Genomic DNA, 25,739 nt, shown 5'->3' with positions numbered 1-25,739 from the left:
TGTGGCTTCCACTTCCCCTGTCGTCAGCATCCGCGGCGTCAGCCAGCATTACGGCAAGACGGTGGCGCTGGACGGCATCGACCTCGATGTGCCGGCCGGCCGCATGGTGGGCTTGATCGGTCCCGATGGCGTGGGCAAATCGAGCTTGCTGTCGCTGGTGGCGGGCGCGCGCGCCGTGCAGCAGGGCAGCGTAATGGCGCTGGGTGGCGACATGCGCGATGCGCGCCACCGCGACGACGTCTGTCCGCGCATCGCCTACATGCCGCAAGGCCTGGGCAAGAATCTGTATCCGACCCTGTCGGTCGAGGAAAACCTGCAGTTTTTCGCGCGCCTGTTCGGCCACGACGCGGCCGAGCGCCGCCGCCGCATCGACCAGCTGACCCGCAGTACGGGTTTGCAATCGTTCCTCGCGCGCCCGGCCGGCAAGCTGTCGGGCGGCATGAAGCAGAAGCTTGGCCTGTGCTGCGCGCTGATCCACGATCCCGACCTGCTGATTCTCGACGAGCCGACCACCGGCGTCGATCCGCTGGCGCGCGCCCAGTTCTGGGACCTGATCGCCGGCATCCGCGTGCAGCGCCCGCAAATGAGCGTGATGGTGGCCACGGCCTACATGGACGAGGCGCAGCGCTTCGATTGGCTGGTCGCCATGGATGACGGCAGGGTGCTCGATACGGGCACGCCGGCCGAACTGCTGGCGCGCACGGACAGCGGCAACCTGGAAGCGGCCTTCATCAAGCTGCTGCCGGAAGCGAAGCGCGCGGGCCACCAGCCCGTCGTCATCACGCCGCTCGATGCCGCCAGCGCGCAGGACGTCGCCATCGAGGCGCAGGACCTGACCATGCGCTTCGGCGATTTTACGGCCGTCGACCATGTGAATTTCCGCATCGGCCGCGGCGAAATCTTCGGCTTCCTGGGCTCGAACGGCTGCGGCAAGTCGACCACCATGAAGATGCTCACGGGCTTGCTGCCCGCGACCGAGGGCAAGGCCTGGCTGTTCGGCAAGCAGGTCGATTCCAGCGATATCGACACGCGCCGGCGGGTCGGTTACATGTCGCAGGCGTTCTCGCTGTACAGCGAACTGACGGTACGCCAGAACCTGGTGCTGCACGCGCGCCTGTTCCACGTGCCAGAGGGCGAGATACCTGCGCGCATCGACGAAATGGCGCAGCGCTTCGACTTGGGCGCGGTGATGGACGACTTGCCCGACAGCCTGCCGCTGGGCATACGCCAGCGGTTGTCCTTGGCAGTGGCCATGGTGCACAAGCCGGAAATGCTGATCCTCGACGAGCCGACGTCCGGCGTCGACCCCATCGCGCGCGACAATTTCTGGCGCCTGATGATCGAGCTGGCGCGGCGCGACCACGTCACCATTTTCATTTCCACCCACTTCATGAACGAGGCCGAGCGCTGCGACCGTATCTCGCTGATGCATGCGGGTAAAGTGCTGGTCAGCGATGCGCCGGCCGAACTGGTGCGCAAGAAGGGCGCGCCCTCGCTGGAAGCGGCTTTCATCGCCTACCTGGAAGAGGCGGGCGGCGGCACGGCGCCGGCGGTGCAGGAAAGCGAGGCGCCCGTGCAGAAGGCGGAAGCGGTCGCACCGCAACAGGAGCGTAGGCGCAGCCGTTTCAGCCTGGGCCGCATGCTCAGCTACATGTGGCGCGAAACGCTGGAATTGCGCCGCGATCCCGTGCGCCTGACCCTGGCGCTGGGCGGCTCCGTGCTGCTGCTATTCGTTATCGGCTTCGGCATCAGCCTCGATGTGGAAGACTTGAGTTACGCGGTGCTCGACCACGACCAGACGACGTTGAGCCAGAATTACACGAACAACCTGGCCGGCTCGCGCTATTTTATTGAGAGAGCACCGCTGCGCGACTATGCCGATATCGACAAGCGCATGCGCAGCGGAGAGTTGTCGCTGGCCATCGAGATCCCGCCCGGCTTCGCGCGCGACGTGCAGCGCGGCGCGCCGGCCCAGGTGGGCGCGTGGATTGACGGCGCCATGCCGATGCGCGCGGAAACCGTGCAAGGCTACGTGCAGGGCATGCATCAGCTGTGGCTGGCCGACCAGGCCTTGCACCGCTATGGCATCACGATGAGCAACCCCGTCGCCATCCAGACGCGCTACCGCTACAACCCCGACGTGAAAAGCCTGCCGGCCATGGTGCCAGCCGTGATTCCCTTATTGCTGCTGATGCTGCCGGCCATGCTGGCGGCGCTGTCCGTCGTGCGCGAAAAGGAACTGGGTTCCATCATCAACCTGTACGTGACGCCCGTCACGCGCCTGGAATTCTTGCTCGGCAAGCAGGTGCCCTACGTCGTGCTGGCCATGTTCAACTTCCTTCTCATGGCGCTGCTGGCGGTGACCGCTTTTGGCGTGCCGGTCAAGGGCAGCCTGGCGACCCTGATCGGCGCCACGTTCATCTTCAATATCTGCGCCACCGGCATCGGCCTGTTCGCCTCGACCTTTACGCGCAGCCAGATCGCGGCGCTGTTCGTGACCATGATCGGCACCATGATCCCGGCCATCCAGTTTTCCGGCCTGCTCAATCCCGTCTCGTCGATGGAAGGCGTGGGCAAGGCCATCGGCCTGATGTACCCGGCCACGCACATGCTCAATATCAGCCGGGGCGTGTTCAACAAGGCGCTGGGACTGGGCGACCTGCACGCCTCGTTCTGGCCATTGATCATCGCCATCCCCGTGATCCTCGGCGTGACCGTGGCGCTGCTGAAGAAGCAGGAGAGCTGATATGCGCCATCTTGAAAACATCTACCGCCTGGGCGTGAAGGAAATCTGGAGCCTGATCCGCGATCCGATGATGCTGATCCTGATCCTCTACACGTTTACTTTGGCGATCTACGTTGCCGCCACGGCCAAGCCGGAAACGCTGCACATGGCGTCGATCGCCATCGTCGACGAGGATGGCTCGCCGCTGTCCGGGCGCATCGCCTCGGCCTTCTTCCCGCCCCAGTTCACGCCGCCGGCCATGATCAACCAGAGCCAGGTCGACGCGGGCCTCGACGCGGGACAGTACACCTTCGTGCTGACGATCCCGCCCAAGCTGCAGGCCGACGTGCTGGGCGGACGCCAGGCGGAACTGCAGCTGAACGTGGACGCCACGCGCATGAGCCAGGCTTTCAGCGGCAGCGGCTACATCCAGCAGATCGTCGCCGGCGAGATATCGGAATTCGCCAAGCGCTACCGGGGCGCAACCGTCTCGCCCGTGGAGCTGGTGATGCGCGCGCGCTTCAACCCGTCGCTGAGCCAGGCCTGGTTTGGCTCGCTGATGGAGCTCATCAACCAAGTGACGATGCTGTCGATCATTTTGACGGGCGCGGCGCTGATACGCGAGCGCGAACACGGCACCATCGAGCATTTGCTGGTGATGCCCGTGACGCCTGCCGAAATCATGCTGGGCAAGGTATGGTCGATGGGCCTCGTGGTGCTGCTGGCCGCCGCCTTGTCGCTGAACCTCGTGGTGCGCGGCATGCTGCACGTGCCCATCGAAGGCTCGATCGCGCTGTTCCTGTGCGGCGCCGCGCTGCACCTGTTCGCCACCACGTCGATGGGTATTTTCCTCGCCACCGTGGCGCGCAGCATGCCGCAGTTCGGCATGCTCCTGATCCTCGTGCTGCTGCCGCTGCAGATGCTCTCGGGCGGCAGCACGCCGCGCGAAAGCATGCCTGAACTGGTGCAGAACATCATGCTGATCGCCCCGACCACGCATTTCGTCGAATTGAGCCAGGCGATCCTGTACCGGGGCGCCGGCATCGACGTGGTGTGGAAACCGTTCCTGGCCCTGCTGGCCATCGGCACGGCCCTGTTCACGTTTGCCCTTGCCCGTTTTCGCAAGACCATCAGCCAGATGGCGTAGCTCCCGCGCCGGAATGGTCCGGCGTTTTTTGCATGAAAAGGATAGCCATGAAAACCGAAGCTGCACCATTTTTCTCCACTGGCGGCTTGCCGTCGCTGGGCGTGCTGGGCGACTATGCGCGCGATTCGTGGCAGCGCATCGTGCTGTACGCGGACGTGATGCGCCGGCGCGGCAACCAGTACCAGGAACACATGGCCGAGGAAGTGCCGAACGTGCTCGACTTCCCCGCCGAACTGGTGATGTCGGGCCTGGAACTGGCGCGTCCCGTCAACTACGGCCTGGCGCGCATCCTGACGCCCGATGCGCCCGAACCTGATCCATCGAAGCGGCCCTTCGTCGTCGTCGATCCGCGCGCCGGCCATGGTCCCGGCATCGGCGGCTTCAAGGCCGAGAGCGAGATCGGCGTGGCCCTGCGCGCAGGCCATCCGTGCTACTTCATCGGCTTCCTGCCCGATCCCGTGCCGGGGCAGACGGTGGAAGACGTGATGCACGCCGAGGCGGCCTTCCTGGAAAAAGTCATCGCCCTGCATCCGCACAGCGAGGGGAAACCCGTCGTCATCGGCAATTGCCAGGCGGGCTGGCAAATCCTCATGACGGCGGCCATGCGCCCGGAATTGTTCGGTCCCATCATCGTGGCAGGCGCGCCCGTCTCGTACTGGGCCGGCTGGCATGGCCGCAATCCGATGCGCTACGCGGGCGGCCTGATGGGCGGCAGTTGGGCCACGGCCCTGGCGGGCGACCTGGGCAACGGCCGCTTCGACGGCGCCAGCCTGGTGCAGAATTTCGAGAAGCTCAACCCGGCCAACACGCTGTGGAGCAAGCAGTACAACTTGTACGCGAACATCGATACGGAAGCGCCCCGTTACCTGGAATTTGAAAAATACTGGGGCGGCCACGTTTTCCTCAACGACGTCGAGATGCAATACATCGTCGACAATCTGTTCATCGGCAACCGCCTGGCCACGGCCGAATTGATCACCTCCGACGGCGTGCGCCTGGACTTGCGCAATATCCGTTCGCCCATCGTCGTGTTCTGCTCGAATGGCGACAACATCACGCCGCCGCCGCAGGCGCTGGGCTGGATCACGGACCTGTACCGCGACGACAAGGACGTGCTGATGCACGACCAGACCATCGTCTACGCCGTGCATGACAGCATCGGCCACCTTGGCATTTTCGTGTCGGCCAAGGTGGGGCACAAGGAACATCAGAAATTCGCCAGCAATATCGACCTGATCAACCTGCTGCCGGTCGGCATCTACGAAGCGCGGATCGTCGACAAGACGCCCGATACGCCGAACGCGGACCTGGCCAGCGGCGACTACGTGCTGCAGGTCGAGCACCGCGGCATCGACGACGTGCGCGCCATCGTGCAACCGAGCGTGGAAAACGACCGCAAGTTTGCCGCCGCCGCGCGCGTGTCCGAAGTGAACCTGGCCCTGTACCGCACGTTTGCGCAGCCGTGGGTGCGCGCCATGGTCACGCCGCAGACGGCGCGCTTCCTGCAGCTGGCACACCCGCTGCGCGTGTCGTACGAGCGCTGGACCGACCATAATCCGCTGGCCAGGCTGGTGGCCAGGGAGGCGGAAAAAGTGCGCGCCCAACGCCAGCCGGTAGCGCCCGACAACCCGCTGCTGGCCATGCAGGAAGCGATCTCCGGCGCCATCACGGCCGGCTTGAACGGCTGGCGCGACTGGCGCGATACGGTACAGGAAACCACCTTCGACCTGGTGTACGGTTCGCCGCTGGTGCAGGCGCTGACGGGACAAGCGATCGGCGATACGACACCGCCGCGCCCCCATCCCGGCATCTCGCCCGAGCATTGCGAATACGTGCGCTGCGAAACGCGCAAGATGGACGAGGACATGCAGCGGGGCGGCCTGGTGGAAGCGGCCGTGCGCGCGCTGTTCTATATCTACCGCTTCCGCATGATCGCCGACGAGCGCAGGGTCAACCTGGCCCTCAAACTGATCAAGCCGCAATACCGGCAGGACGTCGGCATGGAGGAGTTCCGCGGTATCGTGCGCCAGCAGGCGCGCTTGATGCTGCATGATTTCGACGCGGCCATCGCCGCCTTGCCGGCCTTGCTGTCGCGCGCCGACCCGGACGACATCGGTGCACTGGCCGGGTGGCTGCAACAGGTGCTGCAAGTGCCCGAGGCGCCGACGCCGGACGAGGAAGCGAGCCTGCAGCAGATGCTGGACGTCTTCGACCGGGCGGTCAAGGCGCAAACGAAGGCGCTGCCGCCGGACGCGCGCACATCCGCTCCCGGCCCCAAAGCCAAACCGGCCAAACACATTACCCCTGTATAGAAGACCACGATGACTACTTCCCAAGACGATGAGCTGAATATCGTACGCAACCGCACCTTCGACCAGATCGCCATCGGCGACACGGCCAGTATCACGCGCACCCTGAGCATGGACGATATCGCCCTGTTCGCTGTGATGTCGGGCGATGACAACCCGCAGCACCTCGATACGGAATTTGCCGCCGCCACCCGCTACCAGGGCGTGATCGCGCACGGCATGTGGGGCGCGTCCCTCATTTCCGCCGTGCTGGGCACACGCCTGCCCGGCGCCGGCACCGTCTACACGGGCCAGACCCTGCGCTTTTTGCAACCGGTGCGCGTGGGCGATACGCTGGCCATCAGCGTCACCGTCACGGCGCTGGAACCGCGCAGCCGCCACGTGACCCTGGCTTGCCGCTGCGTCAACCAGCATGGCGCCGTGGTGCTAGAAGGCGAGGCGCAGGTGATCGCGCCCGCCGAGCAGATCGAGCGGGCGCGCGCCACCTTGCCCGAAGTACGCCTGCATAACGGCGACGGTACGCGGCGCCTGCTCGAGCACGCGCGCACTCTGGGACCGATCAGGGTGGCCGTGATCCATCCTTGCGATGAACTGAGCCTGTCCGGCGCGCTCGACGCGCATGCGGCCGGCCTGATCACGCCCGTGCTGGTGGCGCCGCGCGCGCGCCTGGAAGCGGTGGCGGCCGAAGCGGGCCTGAGCCTGGACGGCATTGCCATCGAGGACGTCGAGCATAGCCATGCGGCCGCCGCGCGCGGCGCCGAACTGGCGGGCAAGGGCGAAGTGGAAGCCTTGATGAAGGGCAGCCTGCACACGGATGAACTGATGTCGGCCGTGCTGTCGGCCAGTGCCGGCCTGCGCACCAAGCGGCGCATCAGCCACTGCTTCCTGATGCAGACGCCCGCGTATCCGCGTCCCTTCATCATCACGGATGCGGCCATCAATATCGCGCCCAACCTGGCCATGAAGGCCGACATCGTGCGCAACGCCATTGACCTGGCCCACGTGATCGGCGTGGCCTGTCCGCGCGTGGCCATCCTGGCTGCCGTGGAAACGGTGAATGCGGACATGCCCGCCACCCTGGACGCGGCCGCCCTGTGCAAGATGGCCGACCGTGGCCAGATCACGGGCGCCATCCTCGATGGCCCGCTGGCTTTTGACAATGCCGTGTCGATCGCCGCCGCCACCGTCAAGGGCATCGTCTCGGAAGTGGCGGGCCGCGCCGATATCCTGCTGGTGCCCGACCTGGAAAGCGGCAACATGCTGGCCAAGCAGCTCGAATACATGGGCGACGCGGACAGCGCCGGCATCGTGCTGGGCGCGAAAATTCCCGTCATCCTCACCAGCCGCGCCGACTCGCGCGCCAGCCGCATCGCCTCGTGCGCCATCGCCGTGATGCTGGCCAACCATTACCGGAGCACGCCGCCATGAACGCACCAATCACACATGCCGATGGCGCCCTGATCCTCGTGCTCAATTGCGGTTCGTCGAGCATCAAGTTCGCCCTGTTTGAGCAGGCGGGCGGCGTGCTGCCGCAGCAGGCGCAATGGAGCGGCAAGGTCGAAGGCATCGGCCGCGAAAACGCCACCTACCGCGCCGGCGGCCTGCCTGCCGTCGCCCTGCAGCTCGATCCGCAGCAGCCGCATCATGCGGCGCTCGAATACATCCGTGCACAAGTGGTGGCGCAGCTGGACGGGCGCCCCTTGCGCGCCGTGGCGCACCGCGTGGTGCATGGCGGCAGCAAGTATTTCGCCCCCGTGCGCATCGATTTTGCCGTGCTGGCCGACCTGAAAAGTTATGTGCCGCTCGCGCCCCTGCACCAGCCGTTCGCGCTGGAAGCCATCGAAGTGCTGCTCGAATCGCGGCCCGACATCGCCCAGGTGGCGTGCTTCGACACGGCCTTCCACCACACGGTGCCGCAGGTCGAGCAGATGCTGGCCCTGCCTTACGATGCGTGGGAGCGGGGCTTGCGTCGCTACGGTTTCCACGGCCTGTCATACGAATACCAGTCGCTGGTGCTGGAGCAGCGTTTTGGCGCCGTCGCGCGCGGCAAGGTCATCGTGGCCCACTTGGGCAGCGGCGCCAGCCTGTGCGCGATGGAGAATTTGCACAGCGTGGCCACCACCATGGGCTTTTCGGCGCTCGATGGCCTGATGATGGGCACGCGCTGCGGTTCGCTCGATCCGGGCGCCGTGATCTACCTGATGGAGATCGAAAAACTGTCGCTGGAAAAAGTGGCGCACGTGCTGTACCACGAGTCGGGCTTGCTGGGCGTATCGGGCGTGTCGGCCGACCCGCCGGTCTTGCTGGCGCAGCAGGACCGGCAGGATGCCACGGGCGAGCGCATCCGCGCCGCGCTGGCTTTATATATCCGCCGCATCGTGCGCGAGATCGGCGCCCTGACGGCCGTGCTCGGTGGGCTGGACATGCTGGTGTTTACGGCCGGTATCGGCGAGCACAGCGCCGAGCTGCGCCAGCGCATCTGCGACGAGCTGGGGTTTATCGGCCCCGTGCTTGACGGGGAGGCGAATGCGCGCAGTGCCAGCCGTATCTCCACCGATGCCAGCCGCATCGTCGTGGGTGTGGAGCCTGCCAACGAAGAGTGGGTGGCTGCCCGCCACGCGGCCCTGGCCCTGGCCGTGGGCGCATGAGGAACTGAGACCTGCATCGCACCCAATGGGAAATTTGCTGATTTGCACATATTTTCCGTTGAGTGCGCTAACGCACTGTGTGGTTTGCCGGATATCTTTACTATGAAGTCATGCCATTGCGCTACATCAAGAAACAGCGCGATGCCTGGCAAATTTTGAGCATTTTGCCCGCCTTTAGTAAGAATAAAATTAAACCATATTGAAAGGTCTCATCATGAACAAATTACTCGCCACCCTGATCGCTACCCTGTTTGCCACCGCTGCCATCGCGCAAACGGCGCCAACTACCCCAGCCGTTGCCAGCGCCCAGGCGTCTGCGCAGCATGACATCAACAAGGCTGCCAACAAGGAAGCCAAAGTCGATGCCAAAGCTGACGCCAACGTCGCCAAGGCTGAAATGAAGGCCGACGAAAAGAAAGCCGACGCCCAGCACAAGGCAAATAAAACCAAGGCCAAGGCTCACGACAAAGTGGTCGACGCCGATCCGGAAGACAAGATGAAGGCGCAAGCCAAGGCTGACAAGGCCGCCGCCAAGGCCGATGCGAAAGCGGGTAAAACCGCCGTGAAAGCGGACGCCAAGGTCGCCAAGGAAAAAGTGGAAGCGAACCAAGATAAAGCCATCGCCGCCACCAAGACGGAAGAAGTCAAGGCTAAGGCCGACGCTGAAGTCAAGGCCGCCGCCGCCAAGTAATGCACCGTTTGCAGGCCATGGCCTGCAAGCCAAAAAGACAGCTTCGGCTGTCTTTTTTTTCGTCCGCCACTTTTGCCTGGCACCGCTTGCCAGTCTTGATCTCGCGCAAGTGCTCCTCTTTTCGCCGTGCCATAGTGAATTGGCACATAGACGAAGGAGACATCATGAGCACCGCTAAAACGAAAAAAACGCCGGCCACCAGTTCGGCCGAAAGCATGCCAGCCATGCCGGTCGAGGGCGATGTGCAGGCCGATGCCCAGGCGGCGGATGCCATGCCGGGGTCGCGCCTGGGCGTGTCGTACGCGGACCAGGCGGCGCTCACCCAGGGCGCGGCGGCCGTGGATGCCGGCGCCATGCCGGGCGGCGGCATGCAGCAGCCATCGCAGGGCATGGCGGGCGCCAGTTGCATGCAGGTGGGCGTTGGCGGTGACATGGGTGGCGATGGTGGCGGGAGTGGCGGCATGGGCGGTGATGGAGGACAGGGCGGCGGGCAGGGGGGCGGCACTCCGCAGAAGCGCACCTGCGCCACGATGGACGTGCATCGCCGCCTGCTCACCGAAGATCCGTCGTACGCGAACGTGCGCGCCGATATTGAAAACCTGGCGGGACTGTACGAGGGCGACGCCAGCATTGCCGGGCGTTCCGGCGTGACGCACATTCCGGTGGTGGTGCACGTGGTGTGGAATACGGCCGAGCAGAATATCTCGGATGCGCAGATCGCCAGCCAGATCGATGTGCTCAATCGCGACTTCCGGCGTGTGAATCCCGATGTCAACAGCACGCCGGCGCCATTCCTGCCGCTGACGGCTGATGCGCGCGTGGAGTTTGCGCTGGCCACGACCGATCCGCATGGCGCGGCCACCAGCGGCATCGAGCGGCGCCAGACGACGCTAGCCTCGTTTGGCGCGGACGATGCCGTCAAGTCGCAGGCGACGGGTGGCATGGATGCCTGGCCGGCCGACAGTTACCTGAATATCTGGGTATGCCAGTTGGGTGGCGGCTTGCTCGGTTACGCGCAGTTTCCCGGCGGCCCGGCCGCCACCGATGGCGTGGTGATCCTGCAATCGGCCTTTGGCACGACGGGCACGGCGGCGCCGCCGTTTCACCTGGGCCGCACGGCCACGCATGAAATCGGCCACTGGCTGAATTTGAACCATATCTGGGGCGACGACGGCACCGGATGCTCGGGCACGGACAACGTGGCCGACACGCCGAACCAGGGCGGGCCGAACACGGGCCAGCCTTCGTTTCCCCAGGTGTCGTGCAATAACGGACCGAATGGCGACATGTTCATGAACTACATGGATTACGTCGACGATCCCGCCATGTTCATGTTCACGGCGGGCCAGGTGGCGCGCATGCAGGCTTGCCTCGATGGCCCGCGCGCCAGCATCGGCACGGGCGGTACTGGCGCAGGCGCCACGCCGCGCCAAAGCTCCTCTCCCGTCGTGGCCTGGGGGGCAAGCCGCCTCGATGTCTTCGTCGTTGGCATGGACCGCGCCCTGTATCACAAGGCCTGGAATGGCACGGCCTGGGCGCCATCCGTCAGCGGCTATGAAGCCCAGGGCGGCATTTGCACCAGTGCGCCGCAAGTGGTGTCGTGGGGGCCGAACCGGCTCGACGTGTTCGTCACGGGCACCGACAGCGGCTTGTTCCATAAGTGGTGGAACGGCACGGCATGGGGACCGTCACTGACCGGCTATGAAGCGATGGGCGGCCTGTGCGTGGGCGACCCGCGCGCCGTGGCCTGGGGGCCGAACCGCCTCGACGTGTTTGTCGTCGGCACGGACCGCGGCCTGTATCACAAATGGTGGAACGGATCGGCCTGGGGGCCGTCGCTGACCGGGTACGAAGCCATGGGCGGCATCTGCCTGGGCCAGCCGGAAGCTGTGGCCTGGGGGCCGAACCGCCTCGATGTCTTCGTCGTCGGCATGGACCGGGCCCTGTACCACAAGTGGTGGGACGGCACGGCCTGGGGACCGTCGCTGACGGGCTATGAACGGCTGGGCGGCATCTGCACCTCGTCGCCGAAGGCCGTGGCGTGGGGACCGGACCGCCTCGACGTCTTTGTCACGGGTACCGACGGCGCGCTGTACCATAAATGGTGGGATGGCGCGAAATGGGGGCCTTCCAACGATGGTTTCGAGCGCCTGGGCGGTATCTGCGTGGGCGAGGTGGAAGCCGTGTCGTGGGCGCCGGACCGGCTCGACCTGTTCGTCATCGGCACGGACAGCGCCCTGTATCACAAGGCCTGGAATGGCACGGCCTGGTCGCCTTCCCTGAGCGGCTTTGATAACCTGGGCGGCGTGTGTACTTCGCGTCCGCGCGCCACGGCCTGGGCGTCGGACCGCCTCGACGTGTTTGTCACGGGCACGAATGGCGCGCTGTTCCACAAGGCGTGGAACGGCACGGCCTGGTCGCCCTCCGTGACGGGCTATGAAAACCTGGGCGGCGTGGTATCGTGCTTTTGAGGGAGGGATCGCCATGCATGGCATGACAACGGCACTGCCCAGCGGCAGCTGGACGCACTCGTTCGAGGAGGATGCGGACGGCATCGAGGTGTACCGGCCCACGGCCACGTTCGTCTTTCCTCCCAGCCGCAAGGGGCGCAAGGTGCTCGAATTCGGCGCGCCCGCCGGCGCCATGGCGCAAGGGGCGGCGACCTTGACGCCGATGGCGCCCGGCCCCGACGACCGGCCCCGCGCCGGCCCCGTGACCCGGCTTGTACCCCTGGGCATGGGCCGCTATGCGCTCGGTGATGGCGCCGGGGCACAGGACGTGATCGATATCGTCGAAGCGACGCCCGACGTGCTGCGCCTGTCGCGGCGCTAAGGCTGGCCGCGCAGCTTGTGCGCAAGCGCCGTGCGGTTACCCACGTCCAGCTTCTGATAAATCGCGTGCAGCTGGTTGCGCACGGTGGCCGGCGACTTGCCCAGTTCCCTGGCGATGCTTTTGTAGGGCAAGCCTTCGGCCGCCATGGCCGCGACCAGCCGCTCGGCCGGTGTCAAACGCTGCATGGCGGCCTGCCTGAAACGTTGTTTGTCATCGCTGTTCTCCTGTCCGTGGGCGGCATGCCGGTGGCATGCCTGCAGGGATAACGGGAGCACGGGGCGTATCTGTAAAACTATTTTTCCTGCTTCGATACGCTGCGATAGACGAAAAAAAAGACAGGCGAACCTGTCTTTTCGTGTGGCGCGATGGTGATCAGCCGATGGCCGCCATTGACACCGGTTTCAGCTTGGCCGCCAGCGCCTTGCCTTTCTTGGCGCGCTTGCCGAAGTGGTCGGCCAGGGCCGTGGCGCCCAGCGACGCATCCTGCGGTTTCGACGCCCGGCCGATGCCGGAGACGACCACGCCACGCTGGGTGATCGGCTGCACTGCCAGCAGCTTGTCCTTGGCATCGAGGTCGATCAGCTTGACGCCGGTGCCGCCCTTGGACAGGGTTTTCATTTCATCGAGGCCGAACACCAGCAGGCGCGCGCCTTCCGTCAGGCAGGCCAGGGCGCTGGCCGCTTCGGCGATGACCTTCGGTTCGAGCGGCACGTCGCCGTCATCGAGGGTGATGAAGGCCTTGCCGCCTTTCAGACGGCTGACCATGTCGCCCGCCTTGGCGATGAAGCCGTAGCCGGCGCTCGACGCCAGCAGCAAATTGGTGGCGCCATTGCCCGCAAAGTAGTGCAAGATGCGCACGGCATTGCCCGGGGTACCGCCGCTCAGGTCGCACAAGGTCGTGATCGGCACGCCGTCGCCGCGCGCGTTGGGCAGCGCCGAGACGGGAACCGAGTAAATCTTGCCGTTGTTGCCAAAGCCCAGCAGGGTGTCGACCGTGCGGCATTCGAAGGCGCCATGCAGGCTGTCACCGGCCTTGAACGTGAATTGTGCCGCATCGTGGCCGATGCCGGTACGCGCGCGCACCCAGCCTTTTTCCGAAATGATGACGGTGACCGGTTCATCGACCACCTTCTGTTCCGCCACGGCTTTTTGCGCTTCTTCGATCAGGGTGCGGCGCGCGTCGCCGAACTGCTTGGCATCCGCTTCGATTTCGCGGATGATGGCGCGCTTCATCGAGCCCGGATTGTCGAGCAGGTCTTGCAGAGACTTTTCTTCCTTGCGCAGCTCGGCCAGCTCCTGCTGGATCTTGATCGTTTCCAGGCGCGCCAGCTGGCGCAAGCGGATTTCCAGGATGTCGTCGGCCTGGCGCTCGGACAGCTTGAACGCGTCGATCAGCGCCGCCTTCGGTTCATCCGAATTGCGGATGATCTGGATCACCTTGTCGATATTGAGCAGGATCGCTTCGCGCCCTTCCAGGATATGGATGCGGTCCTTGACCTTGCCCAGTTTGTAGCCGGTGCGGCGCGTGACGGTCTCGAAGCGGAAGTCGATCCACTCGCGCAGGATGTCGCCCAGGCCTTTCTGGCGTGGACGGCCGTCGCCGCCTATCATCACCAGGTTGATCGAGGTCGACGATTCCAGCGACGTGTGCGCCAGCAGCATCAGCATGAATTCCGTCTGGTCCTGGTTCTTCGACTTCGGCTCGAACACGAGGCGCACGGGGGCGGCGCGGCCCGATTCGTCGCGGATGGTGTCGAGCGAATTGAGGATCAGCGCTTTCAGGGCCACCTGGTCCGGCGACAGCGCCTTCTTGCCCAGCTTGATCTTCGGATTCGTCAGCTCCTCGATTTCTTCCAGCACCTTTTGCGAGGAAGTACCGGGTGGCAGTTCCGTCACGACGGCTTGCCACTGGCCGCGCGCCAGCTCTTCGATCTTCCAGCGCGCGCGCACCTTCATGCTGCCACGGCCGCTCGCGTACATGTCCTGGATTTGCGATGGCGGCGTGATGATCTGGCCGCCGCCGGGGAAGTCGGGACCGGGAACGATGGCCATCAGCTCGGCGTGCGTCATCTTCGGATCGCGGATCATGGCGACGGCCGCTTTCGCCACTTCGGCCAGGTTGTGCGACGGGATTTCCGTCGCCAGGCCCACGGCGATGCCGGAGGCGCCGTTCAGCAGCACCATCGGCAGGCGCGCCGGCAGCAGCTTCGGTTCTTCCGTCGAACCGTCGTAGTTGGGCTGGAAATCCACCGTGCCCATGCCGATTTCATCCATCAGCAGCTTGGCGATCGGCGTCAGACGCGCTTCCGTGTAACGCATGGCCGCCGCGCCGTCGCCGTCGCGCGAGCCGAAGTTGCCCTGGCCGTCGATCAGCGGGTAGCGCAGCGAGAAATCCTGCGCCATGCGCACCAGCGCGTCGTACACGGACTGGTCGCCGTGCGGATGCAATTTACCGAGCACGTCGCCGACCACGGCCGCCGATTTGCGCGGCTTCGCCGTGGAGTTCAGGCCCAGCTCATTCATCGCATACAGGATGCGGCGCTGCACGGGCTTCTGGCCGTCGCACACGTCGGGCAGGGCGCGGCCCTTGACGACGGAGATGGCGTAATCGAGATAGGCGCGCTCGGCAAAGGTGGACAGGGTCAGCGCTTCGCCGTCGAATACCGGTTCATCCGGCTCGATCGGCTCAGGCTGGGCATCGTCAAATAAATTCGTTTGTGTGGACATGGCGCTTGTTTCGGTGTTGAGTGGTTGCGGTTGAATTCGTGGGGCTGATTATGACAGCCCGGATTTGGAAAAGGACTTGCCGTACGTCAGATACATATAGCGCAAAGTCAGATACAGCACGGCCAGGGCCAGTTCGACGCTGTGATCCATCATCGGCATGGCGCGGATGGCCGGGGCATGGCCGGCCAGCACGACGCTGGCGAGGGACGGTACCAGCACCACCGGCCAGATCGTCTTCCATTTGAAATCGGTGGGGGAAAACAGCAAGCCGGCGCACGACCAGGCATACAGCGCGGCGCCGACGAGGGCGGCCGGCAGCAATTGCAAATACAGTTGCAACAGCAAGCCCGCGCAGCCGATCAGCCATGCGACGCGCAGGCGGGGCAAGAGCGATTCGCGCCAGCCGCAATCGCCATACAGGCCGGTGGCGCAGCGCAGGGCCAGCGCCGCCAGGCAGAACATCATCGGCATGGCATCGCCGATGGCCAGTGCCGACGGGCCTTTGCCGCTCATGAACATGGCCGCGAACAGCGACAGGCCCAGACACAGGAGCAGCAGCATGCCATGCAGCAGCTGGCGGTTCATCGCATACGCGAGCAGGGCCGACGCGCACAAGCCTGCCGCAGTGACTAGGCGCATGGTCTCGCTGCGCTCGGGCAGGAACAGCAGCAAGGCCAGTACAAGGTAGGGCGCGATCCAGCCCAGTTGCCGCAAGCCGGGCCGCTGCCACAGCATGGGCAGGCGTTCCTGCAGCGCTTCCTGCAGCGAGTCGAGCCGCGTGAACAGGGACGCCGACCAGCGCAAGGCATGCATGGCCAGCAGGGAAAAGGCCAGCGCCTGGAAGCCCAGCAGGCTGGCATAGGCCGCCGTGTCGCCGAGCTTGAAGCCGGCCGCATCGAGCACGCCCGCGAGCATGAAGTGCAGCACGAAACCGAGGCCGCCCGAGGCCAGTGCCGTCTGCTTGAAGTAGCGCTTCGCATGGACGGCGTGTTCCCACCGTTCGAACAAGTCCGTATCGAGTTTGTAAGCGAGCATCTCGCCGTGCTGCCAGCGTATCGTTTGCAGCAGTTCGCGCAGCTGCAGCGTAAATTTTTGGTCGAACAGCTGGCGCGCGTAGGCCGAAGGCGGCTGCTGCGACATGATGCAATCGAGGCCCGGGTAGCTGTCGCGGTTGTCGCTGAAGTGGGCGAACGAGCGGTCGGCCCGGTAGCGCTGCACGGCGCTGCGCACCAGATCCCCATGGCTGCGCGCCAGGTAGGAAAAATCGCGGTCCCAGCCCAGTTGCTCGAACAGGGCCTGGCGCAGCGCCAGGTCATAGCCGGCGCTGGCGCAGTAGCGCAGCGCGCACAGGTCGAATTCCTCGCGCACGTCGAGGTTGAGCATGGCGTCGTCCTGCAGGATGCCGGCCAGTACCTCGCTGGCATCCGCATGCCGCGACTGTTCCAGGAATGCCTGCCACAGGCTGGCCGCTTCCTGTGCCGGATCGATGGCGACCACACCCCATAGTTCCTGCGGCGGTGCGGGCTCCTGGGCAATGACGCCCCACAGTTCCGCAGGCGGTTCCTGCGCTTCCTGCGCGGGTTCGTCGATCACGCCCCACAGCTCGGCCGCTTCGATGGCCGGCGCTTCTGGCGCTTCGACCTCTTGCGCTTCCGGAAACTCCTCGGCAAACAGGTGCGCATGGCGCAGCGCGTATTCATATGCGTCGCGCAGCTCCTGGAAGGCGGCAGGATCGTCTTCGGGGCGCGTCACCTTCAGGCGCTTCGCATACGCGCGTTTGAGCGCGCGCTCGTCGCCCGTCGGCTCCGTGCCCAGGATTGTCCACAGGCTGCGCTGTCCCTTGTCCATGCCGCCGTCCATTTACAGGAAGCTCTCGCTCTCGACCTGGCGCAACACGTCATCCAATGCCTGGCGGGCCTTGCGGATGGTGTTCGGGTCCTGCGTTTCCAGCGCGGCCTGGAAGTTGGCCGTGTGCGCAGCCAGATACTGGCGCACGTCGCCCAGCGACTGTTCGTACAGGCGGTCGGCGCGCGTGACCAGGGTGCGGTTTTCCAGCTGCTCGCGCGGGTGGATCTTCAGGTCGGCCAGTTCCGCAAAGCGCTGCTCGATCTGTTCCGGCGTCATCACGCCCGCGTTGTCGCTGATGATCATCTTGTGGCGTTCCTGCGTGGCCAGCACCGTCACTTCCGCTTCCAGCACGCCGCTGATGTCATAGGTGAAGCGCACGTCGATGCCGATCTCGCCCGCTTTTTTCGCGGGGATCGGGAAGCTGATCTTGCCGAGGAAGACGTTGTCGGCCACCAGGCGCGATTCGCCCTGGAAGATCGCCACGTTGATTTCCTTCTGGTTGTCGTAGATGGTGGTGATGTTTTCCGTGCGCGAGACGGGTACCACGGAGTTGCGCTCGATGATGGGCAGGTAATGGCCGCCTTCATACTGGTTCGCACCGACCTGGCGCGAAATGGAAATGCCCAGCGAGTATGGCGCCACGTCCGTCATGACCACTTCGTCGAGGGCCGCGTCGCGCATTTTCAGGCCCGCCTGCACGGCGGCGCCCAGCGCCACGGCTTCGTCCGGGTCCAGGTGGATGGCGGGGAAGCGGCCGAACATGCGCGACACGAGTTTGCGCACCAGCGGCATGCGCGTGGCGCCGCCAGCCAGCACCACTTCATTCAATTCCGCGGCGCGGATGGTGGCGTCGCGCAGCGCCCGTTCCACTGGCAGGCGCAGGCGGGCCAGCAGGGGCTCGCACAATTGCGCCAGCTTGTCTTCGCCGATCTCCCAGCTGTATTCTTTGTCCTGGTAGCGCGTGGCCATGCGCACGGACGGCTGCTCCGACAGCAAACGCTTGACGCGCTCGGCCTCATCGCGCAGCAGCTGTTGCTGGCGCGGGTCGAGCAGGCGGCTGCCGACGGCGTCGCGCAGGCCGCTGCCTTCGAGGAAGGCGTCGACCAGCACGGTGACGAAGTCTTCACCGCCGAGGAAATTGTCGCCGGCCGAGGCGCGCACTTCCATCACGCCTTCGAACAGCTCGAGGATCGACACGTCGAACGTGCCGCCGCCCAGGTCGAAGACGAGGAATTTGCTTTCCTGTTCCTTGTCGCGGATGCCATAGGCCAGCGCGGCGGCCGTCGGCTCGTTGAGCAGGCGTTCCACGCGCAAGCCCGCGAGCTGGCCCGCGATGCGCGTGGCCTTGCGCTGCGCATCGCTGAAATACGCGGGCACGGTGATGATGGCTTCCTCGACTTTGTGGCCTAGGAAGGCTTCGGCATCTTCCTTCAGCGCGCGCAGCACCATCGACGACAGTTCTTCCGGGCGGAATTGCTGCGTGCCGAGGGCGATCTTCTTTTCACTGCCCATGTAGCGCTTGAAGACGGCCGCCGTCAGCTGCGGGTGCGTCTGCAGGCGCTCGCGCGCCGCGCGGCCCACGAGCACAGTGCCGTCGTCATCGATGCTCACGCATGATGGCGTCAGGTGTTCACCGAGCGCATTCGGGATGATGGAAGCCTTGCCGTCGCGCCAGATGGCGACCAGGCTGTTGGTGGTGCCCAGGTCGATGCCGATGATCATCAGATATCCGCCTCCGCCTCATTGCCGTGTTCTTCGATCCAGGCGCGGCGTCCGGCCGCTTCGCCCTTGCCCATCAACATATTGAAGCGCAAGGCCGAAGCCATGTGATCGACTTCACCCAAGGTCACGGGCAGCAAACGGCGCGTGTCCGGGTTCATCGTCGTTTCCCACAGCTGCTCGGCGTTCATCTCGCCCAGGCCCTTGAAGCGCGAGATCGACCAGGCGCCCTGTTTCACGCCTTCCTTGCGCAGCTTGTCTTCGATGGCCACCAGCTCGCCGTCGTCGAGCGCGTAGATTTTCTGGATCGGCTTCTTGCCGCGCGCGGGCGCATCGACCCGGTACAAAGGCGGGCGGGCGATGCAGATGTGGCCCTTGTTGATCAGGACCGGGAAGTGCTTGAAGAACAAGGTCAGCAGCAATACCTGGATGTGCGAGCCATCCACGTCCGCATCGGACAGGATGCAGATCTTGCCGTAGCGCAGGCCGGACAGGTCGGGTGTATCGCCCACGCTGTGCGGATCGACGCCGATGGCCACGGCGATATCGTGGATTTCGTTATTGGCGAACAGGCGGTCGCGGTCCGTCTCCCACGAGTTCAAGACCTTGCCGCGCAGGGGCAGAATCGCCTGGAATTCCTTGTCGCGGCCCATTTTGGCCGAACCGCCCGCCGAGTCACCCTCGACGAGGAACAGTTCATTGCGCGCGATGTCCGACGATTCGCAGTCGGTCAGCTTCCCGGGCAGGACGGCGACGCCCGACGATTTTTTCTTTTCCACTTTTTGCAGCGAACGCTGGCGCGACTGCGCCTGTTTGATCACGAGTTCGGCCAGCTTCTTGCCGTAGTCGACGTGCTGGTTCAGCCACAGTTCCAGCGGCGGCTTGGTGAAGGTCGACACGAGGCGCACGGCGTCGCGCGAGTTCAGGCGTTCCTTGATCTGGCCCTGGAATTGCGGGTCCAGCACCTTGGCCGACAGCACGAACGAAGCGCGCGCGAACACGTCTTCCGGCAGCAGCTTCACGCCTTTCGGCAGCAGCGAGTGCATTTCGACGAAGTTTTTCACGGCGCCGAACAGGCCGTCGCGCAAGCCCGATTCGTGCGTGCCGCCATTCGAGGTGGGGATCAGATTGACGTACGATTCACGCACGATGGCGCCTTCTTCCGTCCACGCCACCACCCAGGCCGCGCCTTCGCCTTCGGCAAAGCCTTCCGAATCCGGGCCCGCGTACTGCGCGCCCTCGAACAGGGGAATCAGGGTTTCGCCATTCGATACCTGCGCCAGCGTTTCGGTCAGGTAGCCGCGCAAGCCTTCCGCGTACTGCCACGTCTGCGTGTCGCCCGTTTTCGCGTTGGTGAGGGTGACGGTGACGCCCGGCAGCAGCACGGCTTTCGAGCGCAGCAGGCGTTGCAGCTCCGTTTGCGAGATGTTCGGCGAATCAAAGTATTTTGCATCGGGCCAGGCCGTGACGCGCGTGCCCGACTTCTTGCCGTCGCGCGGGGCGGGGCGGGAATTCAATGGCTCGATCACGTCGCCATTCGCAAACACCATGTGGTGCAAGCCGTTGCCGTCGCTTTCCTTGCGCCAGACGGTGATCTCCAGGCGCGTCGACAGCGCATTGGTGACGGACACGCCGACACCGTGCAAGCCGCCCGAGAACGCGTAGGCGCCGCCCGAACCCTTGTCGAACTTGCCGCCCGCGTGCAGCCTTGTAAACACGATTTCCACGGTCGGCACGCCTTCTTCCGGGTGCAGGCCGACGGGAATGCCGCGGCCATTGTCTTCCACGGTGATGCTGCCATCCGTGTTTTGCGTGACGGCGATGTGCGTGCAATGACCGCCCAGCGCCTCATCGGAGGCATTGTCGATCACTTCCTGAATGATGTGCAGCGGATTTTCAGTGCGGGTGTACATCCCCGGGCGCTGCTTGACGGGTTCCAGTCCCTTCAGGACACGGATGGATGATTCGCTGTAGTCGGATGCTGGTTTTTTAGTGGCCATACGTGTTCAAGCTAAGTAAAGACAGTGGTTGGAACGCCAGGCCAGGGCACTGCGGGCGCAATGACAGCGGCGGCGATAACTGTATGAATATACAGTATATCCCGTCCAGCGTCACTGGGGGAGGGCAGTGCGGCAGGCCAGGCGTCCTTGTGCGGACGCTCGCGCATTCTATCTTGTCCCGCGAGCAATAGCGCTACTCCAGGGCAACAACAGTGCGCCTCAGGCGTGGTTTTGCGCCAATTGTGCTGGATTTTATGCGGTAAAGCCCCCGTTTTTACATCTTGTTTACATGCACCTCCCCAGTCTTTACGAATTTTTTAGACCCTTTTGGCTAATCTGCTCACTATCAAAACAAACCTGAATGAGGGTGGGAATGGATCTCGTGTATCTCGGCTTGATTGCCGTGTTTTTCGTCCTGGCGGCCGGCTTCGCCGTCGCCTGCGACAAATTAGGGAGCGTCAAATGAACGCGTTTTATGTGCTGGGCGCCATCGTCTCGGCTGGTTTGCTCGTGTACCTGCTGGTGGCGCTGCTGAAGGCGGAGGAACTGTGATGACGACGCAATCGATACTGTTATTGGTGGCTTTCCTGGCCGTGCTGCTGGCCGCCTGCTATCCGCTGGGCCTGTACATGGCCAAGGTGGCCGGCGATGCGCCCGTGCGCGGCCTGGGCTGGCTGCAAAAGCTGGAAAACCTGCTGTACCGCTGGTCCGGCCTGCCCGCCGACAAGGCCATGGGCTGGAAAAGCTATGCCATCGCCCTGATCGTCTTCAATACCGTGGGCGCCGTCTTCGTCTACGGCCTGCAGCGCCTGCAGGGCTTCTTGCCGTTGAATCCACAGGGCCTGGGCGCCGTCAGCCCCGATTCCTCGTTCAATACCACCGTCAGCTTCGTCGCCAATACCAACTGGCAGGGCTACGGCGGCGAACAGACCATGAGCTACCTGACCCAGATGTTGGGCATGGCATGCCAGAACTTCTTTTCGGCTGCCACCGGCATCGCCGTGATCTTCGCGCTGGTGCGCGGCTTCGCCTCGCGCTCGGGCAAATCGATCGGCAATTTCTGGGTCGACCTCGTGCGCTCGACCCTGTACATCCTGCTGCCGCTGTCGCTGGCCCTGTCCGTCGTCTTCATGGGCGAAGGCATGATCCAGAATTTTTCCGCCTACAAGGAAGTGACCCTGCTCGATCACGTGGCGTATGAAACGCCGAAGGTGACAGCCGACGGCCAGCCCGTGCTGGATGCGGCCGGCAAGCCCGTGATGGAAGCGCAAGTGGCGGCGACGCAGACGATCGCAATGGGCCCCGTCGCGTCGCAGGAATCGATCAAGCTGCTGGGCACGAATGGCGGCGGCTTCTTCAACGCCAATTCCTCGCACCCGTATGAAAACCCGACCGTCCTGTCGAACTTCCTGCAGATGCTGGCCATCTTCATCATTCCCGCCGGCCTGTGCTTCACCTTCGGCCGCATGGTGGGCGACCTGCGCCAGGGCTGGGCAGTGCTGGCCGCCATGACTGTGATCTTCGTCCTCATGACGGCCGGCGTGATGAGCGCCGAGCAGCAAGCCAATCCATCCTTGCAAGCGCTGGGCGTGGACCAGCAGGCCAGCAGCCTGCAATCGGGCGGCAATATGGAAGGCAAGGAAACGCGCTTCGGCATCAGCTCCTCGACCCTGTTCGCGGCGGTGACGACGGCCGCATCGTGCGGCGCCGTCAACTCCATGCACGACTCCTACATGCCTTTGGGCGGGATGGTGCCGCTGCTGCTGATGCAGTTCGGCGAAGTGATTTTCGGCGGCGTGGGCACGGGTCTGTACGGCATGCTGATGTTCGCCATCCTGGCCGTCTTCATCGCCGGCCTGATGATAGGCCGCACGCCTGAATACCTGGGCAAGAAAATCCAGGCCTATGAAATGAAGATGGTCTCGCTGGCCATCCTGATCACGCCAGCCCTGGTGCTGACGGGCACGGCGATCGCCGTGATGGTCGAACCGGGCAAGATCGGCGTGGCCAACCCGGGCGCGCATGGTTTTTCCGAAATCCTGTACGCGTTCACATCGGCCGCCAACAACAACGGCAGCGCGTTTGCCGGCCTGTCCGCCAACACGCCGTTCTACAACGTGATGCTGGCGATCGCCATGTGGTTTGGCCGCTTCGGCGTGATCGTGCCCGTGCTGGCGGTGGCCGGTTCGCTGGCAGGCAAGCAGCGCCTGTCGGCCAATGCCGGCACCATGCCCACGCACGGCCCCATGTTCATCGGCCTGCTGATCGGCGTTGTCGTGCTCGTCGGTGTATTGAATTACGTTCCCGCGCTGGCCCTGGGCCCGATCGTCGAACACCTGCAACTTTTCATCAAATAAGAGGCTACCATGTCACGCACAAGCCTGACTTTGTTCGATTCCGCACTGATCGGCCCCGCCGTCGTCGATGCGTTCAAAAAACTCGACCCGCGCACGCAGTGGCGCAGCCCCGTGATGTTCGTCGTCTACGTGGGCAGCATCATCACGACCCTGCTGGCCATCCAGGCCGGGATCAGCGGCGGCCAGGGTGAAGCGCCATTCGGCTTCATCGTCGCCGTCGCCGTGTGGCTGTGGTTTACCGTGCTGTTCGCGAACTTCGCCGAAGCGCTGGCCGAAGGCCGCAGCAAGGCGCAGGCGGCCTCGCTGCGCGCCCTCAAGCAGACGGTGATGGCAAAGAAAATGCAAACGCCGAAATACGGCACCTCCTGGCTGCCCACGCCGGCCACCGACCTGCGCAAGGGCATGACGGTGCTGGTCGAAGCCGGTGACGTGATTCCCGCCGACGGCGAAGTGACGGCCGGCGTGGCTTCCGTCGATGAAAGCGCCATCACGGGCGAATCGGCGCCCGTCATCCGCGAGTCGGGCGGCGACTTTTCCGCCGTGACGGGCGGCACCCGCGTGCTGTCGGACTGGCTGCTGGTGCGCGTTTCCGTCAACCCCGGTGAAGCCTTCATCGACCGCATGATCGCCATGGTCGAAGGAGCCAAGCGCCAGAAGACGCCGAACGAGATCGCCCTGACGATTCTGCTCGTGGCCCTGTCGATTGTCTTCCTGATCGTCACCGTGACCCTGTTGCCATACTCGCTGTTTTCCGTGGCGGCGGCTGGCACTGGCACGCCCGTGACGATCACGGTGCTGATCGCGCTGCTCGTGTGCCTGATTCCGACCACCATCGGCGGTTTGCTGTCCGCCATCGGCGTGGCCGGCATGAGCCGCATGATGCAGGCCAATGTGATCGCCACGTCGGGCCGCGCCGTGGAAGCGGCCGGCGACGTGGACGTGCTGCTGCTCGATAAAACGGGCACCATCACCCTGGGCAACCGCCAGGCGTCGAGCTTCGTGCCTGCGCCCGGCGTGACGGAGCAGCAACTGGCCGACGCGGCGCAACTGGCCTCGCTGGCCGATGAAACGCCGGAAGGGCGCAGCATCGTCGTGCTGGCCAAGCAGAAGTTCAATATCCGCGAACGCGAGATGGCCAGCCTGCACGCAACCTTCGTACCGTTCACGGCGCAAACGCGCATGAGCGGCGTCGATATCGCGGGCGAACAGCAGGTGCGCCAGTTGCGCAAGGGCGCGGCCGATTCCATGAAAAAGTATGTGGAAGCGCTGGGCCAGCCGTATCCCGATGAAGTGGCGCGTGCCGTCGACGACATCGCGCGCCGCGGCAGCACGCCGCTGGTGGTGGTCGACGATGGCAAGGTCATGGGCGCCGTGGAACTCAAGGATATCGTCAAGGGCGGCATCAAGGAGCGCTTCGCGGAATTGCGCCGCATGGGTATCAAGACCGTCATGATCACGGGCGACAACAAGCTGACGGCTGCCGCGATTGCGGCCGAGGCGGGCGTGGACGATTTCCTCGCCGAAGCGACGCCGGAAGACAAGCTCAAACTGATCCGCAGCTACCAGTCCGAAGGCCGCCTGGTGGCGATGACGGGCGACGGCACCAACGATGCGCCAGCGCTGGCGCAGGCCGACGTGGCCGTGGCCATGAATTCGGGCACGCAGGCGGCGAAAGAGGCGGGCAATATGGTCGACCTGGACTCGAATCCGACCAAGCTGCTGGAAATCGTTGAAATCGGCAAGCAGATGCTGATGACGCGCGGCTCGCTGACGACGTTCTCGATTTCGAACGACATCGCCAAGTACTTCGCCATCATCCCGGCCGCCTTCGTGGGCACCTATCCACAGCTGAAGGCGCTGGACATCATGCACCTGGCCAGCCCCGCGTCGGCCATCATGTCGGCCGTGATCTTCAATGCCCTGATCATCGTCGTGCTGATTCCGCTGGCGCTCAAAGGCGTGCAATACCGGGCCATCGGCGCTGCCAGCCTGTTGCGCCGCAATCTGCTGATCTACGGCTTGGGCGGCATCGTCCTGCCCTTCATCGGCATCAAGCTGATCGACATGCTGCTGTCCGCACTCAATTTAGTCTAAAGGAACCATCATGAGCACCATCGTACGTCCCGCCCTGGTCCTGTTTGCCGCGCTGACAGTGATCTGCGGCGTCGTCTATCCATTCGCCACGGCCGGCATCGGCCAGCTGGCTTTCAGCGATGAAGTCAACGGCAGCATCGTCGAACGTGGCGGAAAACCCGTCGGCTCGACCCTGATCGGCCAGTCCTTCACCTCGCCCAAGTATTTCTGGGGCCGTCCATCGGCCACCGCGCCGATGGCCAATAACGGCGCCGGTTCGGGCGGCTCGAACCAGGGGCCGACCAATCCGGCCCTGGCGGACGCCGTCAAGGCGCGCATCGCCGCCCTGAAGGAAGCGGATCCCGGCAACACGCGCGCCATTCCCGTCGACCTGGTAACGGCGTCGGGCAGCGGTCTGGATCCGGAAATCAGCCTGGCCGGCGCCCTGTACCAGGCGCCGCGCGTGGCCCGCGTGCGCGCCATGCCGCTGGCGCAGGTGGAAAACGCCATCGCCAAGGTGCAGAAAACCGCGTATATCGGCTTTTTCGGTGAACCGCGCGTGAATGTGCTGGAACTGAACCTGGCGCTCGATGCGATGGCGAAGTAAGCTGGCGAAGATGCGTAGGTCGGCGTAGGTCGGCTTGGCGCAGCGTAAGCCGACAC

General features: G+C 64.5%; 17 protein-coding genes. 12 read left to right on the top strand and 5 right to left on the bottom strand.

The features are described 5' to 3' along the window. Window position 1: 1 nt before the first annotated feature. The 8 genes from rbbA to AC54AG_RS04070 all read left to right on the top strand — a co-directional run bounded on the left by rbbA (window position 2) and on the right by AC54AG_RS04070 (window position 12,352). A complete protein-coding gene (gene rbbA, locus AC54AG_RS04105; RefSeq protein ID WP_496629552.1) occupies window positions 2–2,746 on the top strand; it encodes a ribosome-associated ATPase/putative transporter RbbA in 2,745 nt (914 codons plus the stop codon). A gap of 1 nt (window position 2,747) precedes the next feature. Then, on the top strand, window positions 2,748–3,872 hold the full coding sequence (locus AC54AG_RS04100; RefSeq protein ID WP_034746452.1) for an ABC transporter permease: 1,125 nt from the start codon (window positions 2,748–2,750) through the stop codon (window positions 3,870–3,872). A gap of 158 nt (window positions 3,873–4,030) precedes the next feature. Continuing rightward, complete coding sequence (locus AC54AG_RS04095) at window positions 4,031–6,184, top strand: DUF3141 domain-containing protein (protein ID WP_496629714.1); 2,154 nt, start codon at window positions 4,031–4,033, stop codon at window positions 6,182–6,184. 9 nt (window positions 6,185–6,193) lie between these two features. Then, the gene (locus tag AC54AG_RS04090; protein ID WP_319990669.1) at window positions 6,194–7,609 is read left to right on the top strand and encodes a bifunctional enoyl-CoA hydratase/phosphate acetyltransferase; all 1,416 of its coding nucleotides are present in this window, start codon (window positions 6,194–6,196) and stop codon (window positions 7,607–7,609) included. Next, window positions 7,606–8,829, top strand: a complete 1,224-nt coding sequence (locus AC54AG_RS04085; protein WP_496629551.1) for an acetate/propionate family kinase — start codon at window positions 7,606–7,608, stop codon at window positions 8,827–8,829. Before AC54AG_RS04090 ends, AC54AG_RS04085 begins: the two co-directional genes overlap by 4 nt. A 214-nt stretch (window positions 8,830–9,043) precedes the next feature. Further along, window positions 9,044–9,520 (top strand): hypothetical protein, encoded by a 477-nt coding sequence (locus AC54AG_RS04080; protein WP_070301165.1) that lies wholly within the window; start codon window positions 9,044–9,046, stop codon window positions 9,518–9,520. Window positions 9,521–9,684: 164 nt separating this feature from the next. Further along, the gene (locus AC54AG_RS04075; protein ID WP_496629550.1) at window positions 9,685–11,991 is read left to right on the top strand and encodes a DUF8189 domain-containing protein; all 2,307 of its coding nucleotides are present in this window, start codon (window positions 9,685–9,687) and stop codon (window positions 11,989–11,991) included. Between the two features lie 13 nt (window positions 11,992–12,004). Continuing rightward, window positions 12,005–12,352: a hypothetical protein gene (locus tag AC54AG_RS04070; RefSeq protein WP_034746469.1), complete on the top strand. Its 348-nt coding sequence runs from the start codon at window positions 12,005–12,007 to the stop codon at window positions 12,350–12,352. On the opposite strand, the gene AC54AG_RS04065 is transcribed toward AC54AG_RS04070, so the two are convergent. The 5 genes from AC54AG_RS04065 to AC54AG_RS04045 form a co-directional block, all read right to left on the bottom strand. Beyond that, window positions 12,349–12,537 (bottom strand): helix-turn-helix domain-containing protein, encoded by a 189-nt coding sequence (locus AC54AG_RS04065; RefSeq protein WP_034746472.1) that lies wholly within the window; start codon window positions 12,535–12,537, stop codon window positions 12,349–12,351. The genes AC54AG_RS04070 and AC54AG_RS04065 overlap by 4 nt on opposite strands. Window positions 12,538–12,724: 187 nt before the next feature. Then, window positions 12,725–15,079, bottom strand: coding sequence for a DNA topoisomerase IV subunit A (parC, locus tag AC54AG_RS04060; protein ID WP_496629549.1), 2,355 nt, complete (start codon window positions 15,077–15,079; stop codon window positions 12,725–12,727). 48 nt (window positions 15,080–15,127) lie between these two features. Then, on the bottom strand, window positions 15,128–16,927 hold the full coding sequence (locus tag AC54AG_RS04055) for a hypothetical protein (RefSeq protein WP_496629548.1): 1,800 nt from the start codon (window positions 16,925–16,927) through the stop codon (window positions 15,128–15,130). 12 nt (window positions 16,928–16,939) lie between these two features. Further along, complete coding sequence (locus AC54AG_RS04050) at window positions 16,940–18,649, bottom strand: molecular chaperone HscC (protein ID WP_072455025.1); 1,710 nt, start codon at window positions 18,647–18,649, stop codon at window positions 16,940–16,942. Further along, window positions 18,649–20,646: a DNA topoisomerase IV subunit B gene (locus AC54AG_RS04045; protein WP_034746481.1), complete on the bottom strand. Its 1,998-nt coding sequence runs from the start codon at window positions 20,644–20,646 to the stop codon at window positions 18,649–18,651. The genes AC54AG_RS04050 and AC54AG_RS04045 overlap by 1 nt, the downstream gene beginning before the upstream one ends. Before the next feature lie 462 nt (window positions 20,647–21,108). On the opposite strand from AC54AG_RS04045, the gene kdpF reads away from it, so the two are divergent. The 4 genes from kdpF to kdpC are packed head-to-tail and all read left to right on the top strand — an operon-like array spanning window position 21,109 to window position 25,683. Next, window positions 21,109–21,198, top strand: coding sequence for a K(+)-transporting ATPase subunit F (gene kdpF, locus AC54AG_RS04040; protein WP_496629547.1), 90 nt, complete (start codon window positions 21,109–21,111; stop codon window positions 21,196–21,198). Next, window positions 21,198–23,003 carry a potassium-transporting ATPase subunit KdpA gene (kdpA, locus tag AC54AG_RS04035; protein ID WP_496629546.1) on the top strand — a complete coding sequence of 602 codons (1,806 nt, stop codon included), beginning with the start codon at window positions 21,198–21,200 and terminating at the stop codon, window positions 23,001–23,003. Before kdpF ends, kdpA begins: the two co-directional genes overlap by 1 nt. 9 nt (window positions 23,004–23,012) lie before the next feature. Continuing rightward, window positions 23,013–25,097, top strand: a complete 2,085-nt coding sequence (gene kdpB, locus AC54AG_RS04030) for a potassium-transporting ATPase subunit KdpB (RefSeq protein WP_496629545.1) — start codon at window positions 23,013–23,015, stop codon at window positions 25,095–25,097. 10 nt (window positions 25,098–25,107) lie between these two features. Further along, complete coding sequence (gene kdpC, locus AC54AG_RS04025) at window positions 25,108–25,683, top strand: potassium-transporting ATPase subunit KdpC (protein ID WP_331777126.1); 576 nt, start codon at window positions 25,108–25,110, stop codon at window positions 25,681–25,683. Window positions 25,684–25,739: the final 56 nt, after the last annotated feature.

This window comes from Janthinobacterium sp. BCJ23 (assembly GCF_059617945.1).
This window is presented reverse-complemented; position numbering and strand designations above follow the sequence as displayed.

Bases quoted from the DNA above. Each gene is read 5' to 3' on its own strand.
- AC54AG_RS04045 (WP_034746481.1), bottom strand. From the start codon at position 20,646: ATGGCCACTAAAAAACCAGCATCCGACTACAGCGAATCATCCATCCGT.
- kdpF (WP_496629547.1), top strand. From the start codon at position 21,109: ATGAACGCGTTTTATGTGCTGGGCGCCATCGTCTCGGCTGGTTTGCTC.
- AC54AG_RS04065 (WP_034746472.1), bottom strand. From the start codon at position 12,537: ATGCAGCGTTTGACACCGGCCGAGCGGCTGGTCGCGGCCATGGCGGCC.
- AC54AG_RS04085 (WP_496629551.1), top strand. From the start codon at position 7,606: ATGAACGCACCAATCACACATGCCGATGGCGCCCTGATCCTCGTGCTC.
- AC54AG_RS04050 (WP_072455025.1), bottom strand. From the start codon at position 18,649: ATGATCATCGGCATCGACCTGGGCACCACCAACAGCCTGGTCGCCATC.
- parC (WP_496629549.1), bottom strand. From the start codon at position 15,079: ATGTCCACACAAACGAATTTATTTGACGATGCCCAGCCTGAGCCGATC.
- AC54AG_RS04075 (WP_496629550.1), top strand. From the start codon at position 9,685: ATGAGCACCGCTAAAACGAAAAAAACGCCGGCCACCAGTTCGGCCGAA.
- kdpC (WP_331777126.1), top strand. From the start codon at position 25,108: ATGAGCACCATCGTACGTCCCGCCCTGGTCCTGTTTGCCGCGCTGACA.
- AC54AG_RS04100 (WP_034746452.1), top strand. From the start codon at position 2,748: ATGCGCCATCTTGAAAACATCTACCGCCTGGGCGTGAAGGAAATCTGG.
- AC54AG_RS04070 (WP_034746469.1), top strand. From the start codon at position 12,005: ATGCATGGCATGACAACGGCACTGCCCAGCGGCAGCTGGACGCACTCG.
- AC54AG_RS04055 (WP_496629548.1), bottom strand. From the start codon at position 16,927: ATGGACAAGGGACAGCGCAGCCTGTGGACAATCCTGGGCACGGAGCCG.
- kdpA (WP_496629546.1), top strand. From the start codon at position 21,198: ATGACGACGCAATCGATACTGTTATTGGTGGCTTTCCTGGCCGTGCTG.
- AC54AG_RS04080 (WP_070301165.1), top strand. From the start codon at position 9,044: ATGAACAAATTACTCGCCACCCTGATCGCTACCCTGTTTGCCACCGCT.
- AC54AG_RS04095 (WP_496629714.1), top strand. From the start codon at position 4,031: ATGCGCCGGCGCGGCAACCAGTACCAGGAACACATGGCCGAGGAAGTG.
- AC54AG_RS04090 (WP_319990669.1), top strand. From the start codon at position 6,194: ATGACTACTTCCCAAGACGATGAGCTGAATATCGTACGCAACCGCACC.
- kdpB (WP_496629545.1), top strand. From the start codon at position 23,013: ATGTCACGCACAAGCCTGACTTTGTTCGATTCCGCACTGATCGGCCCC.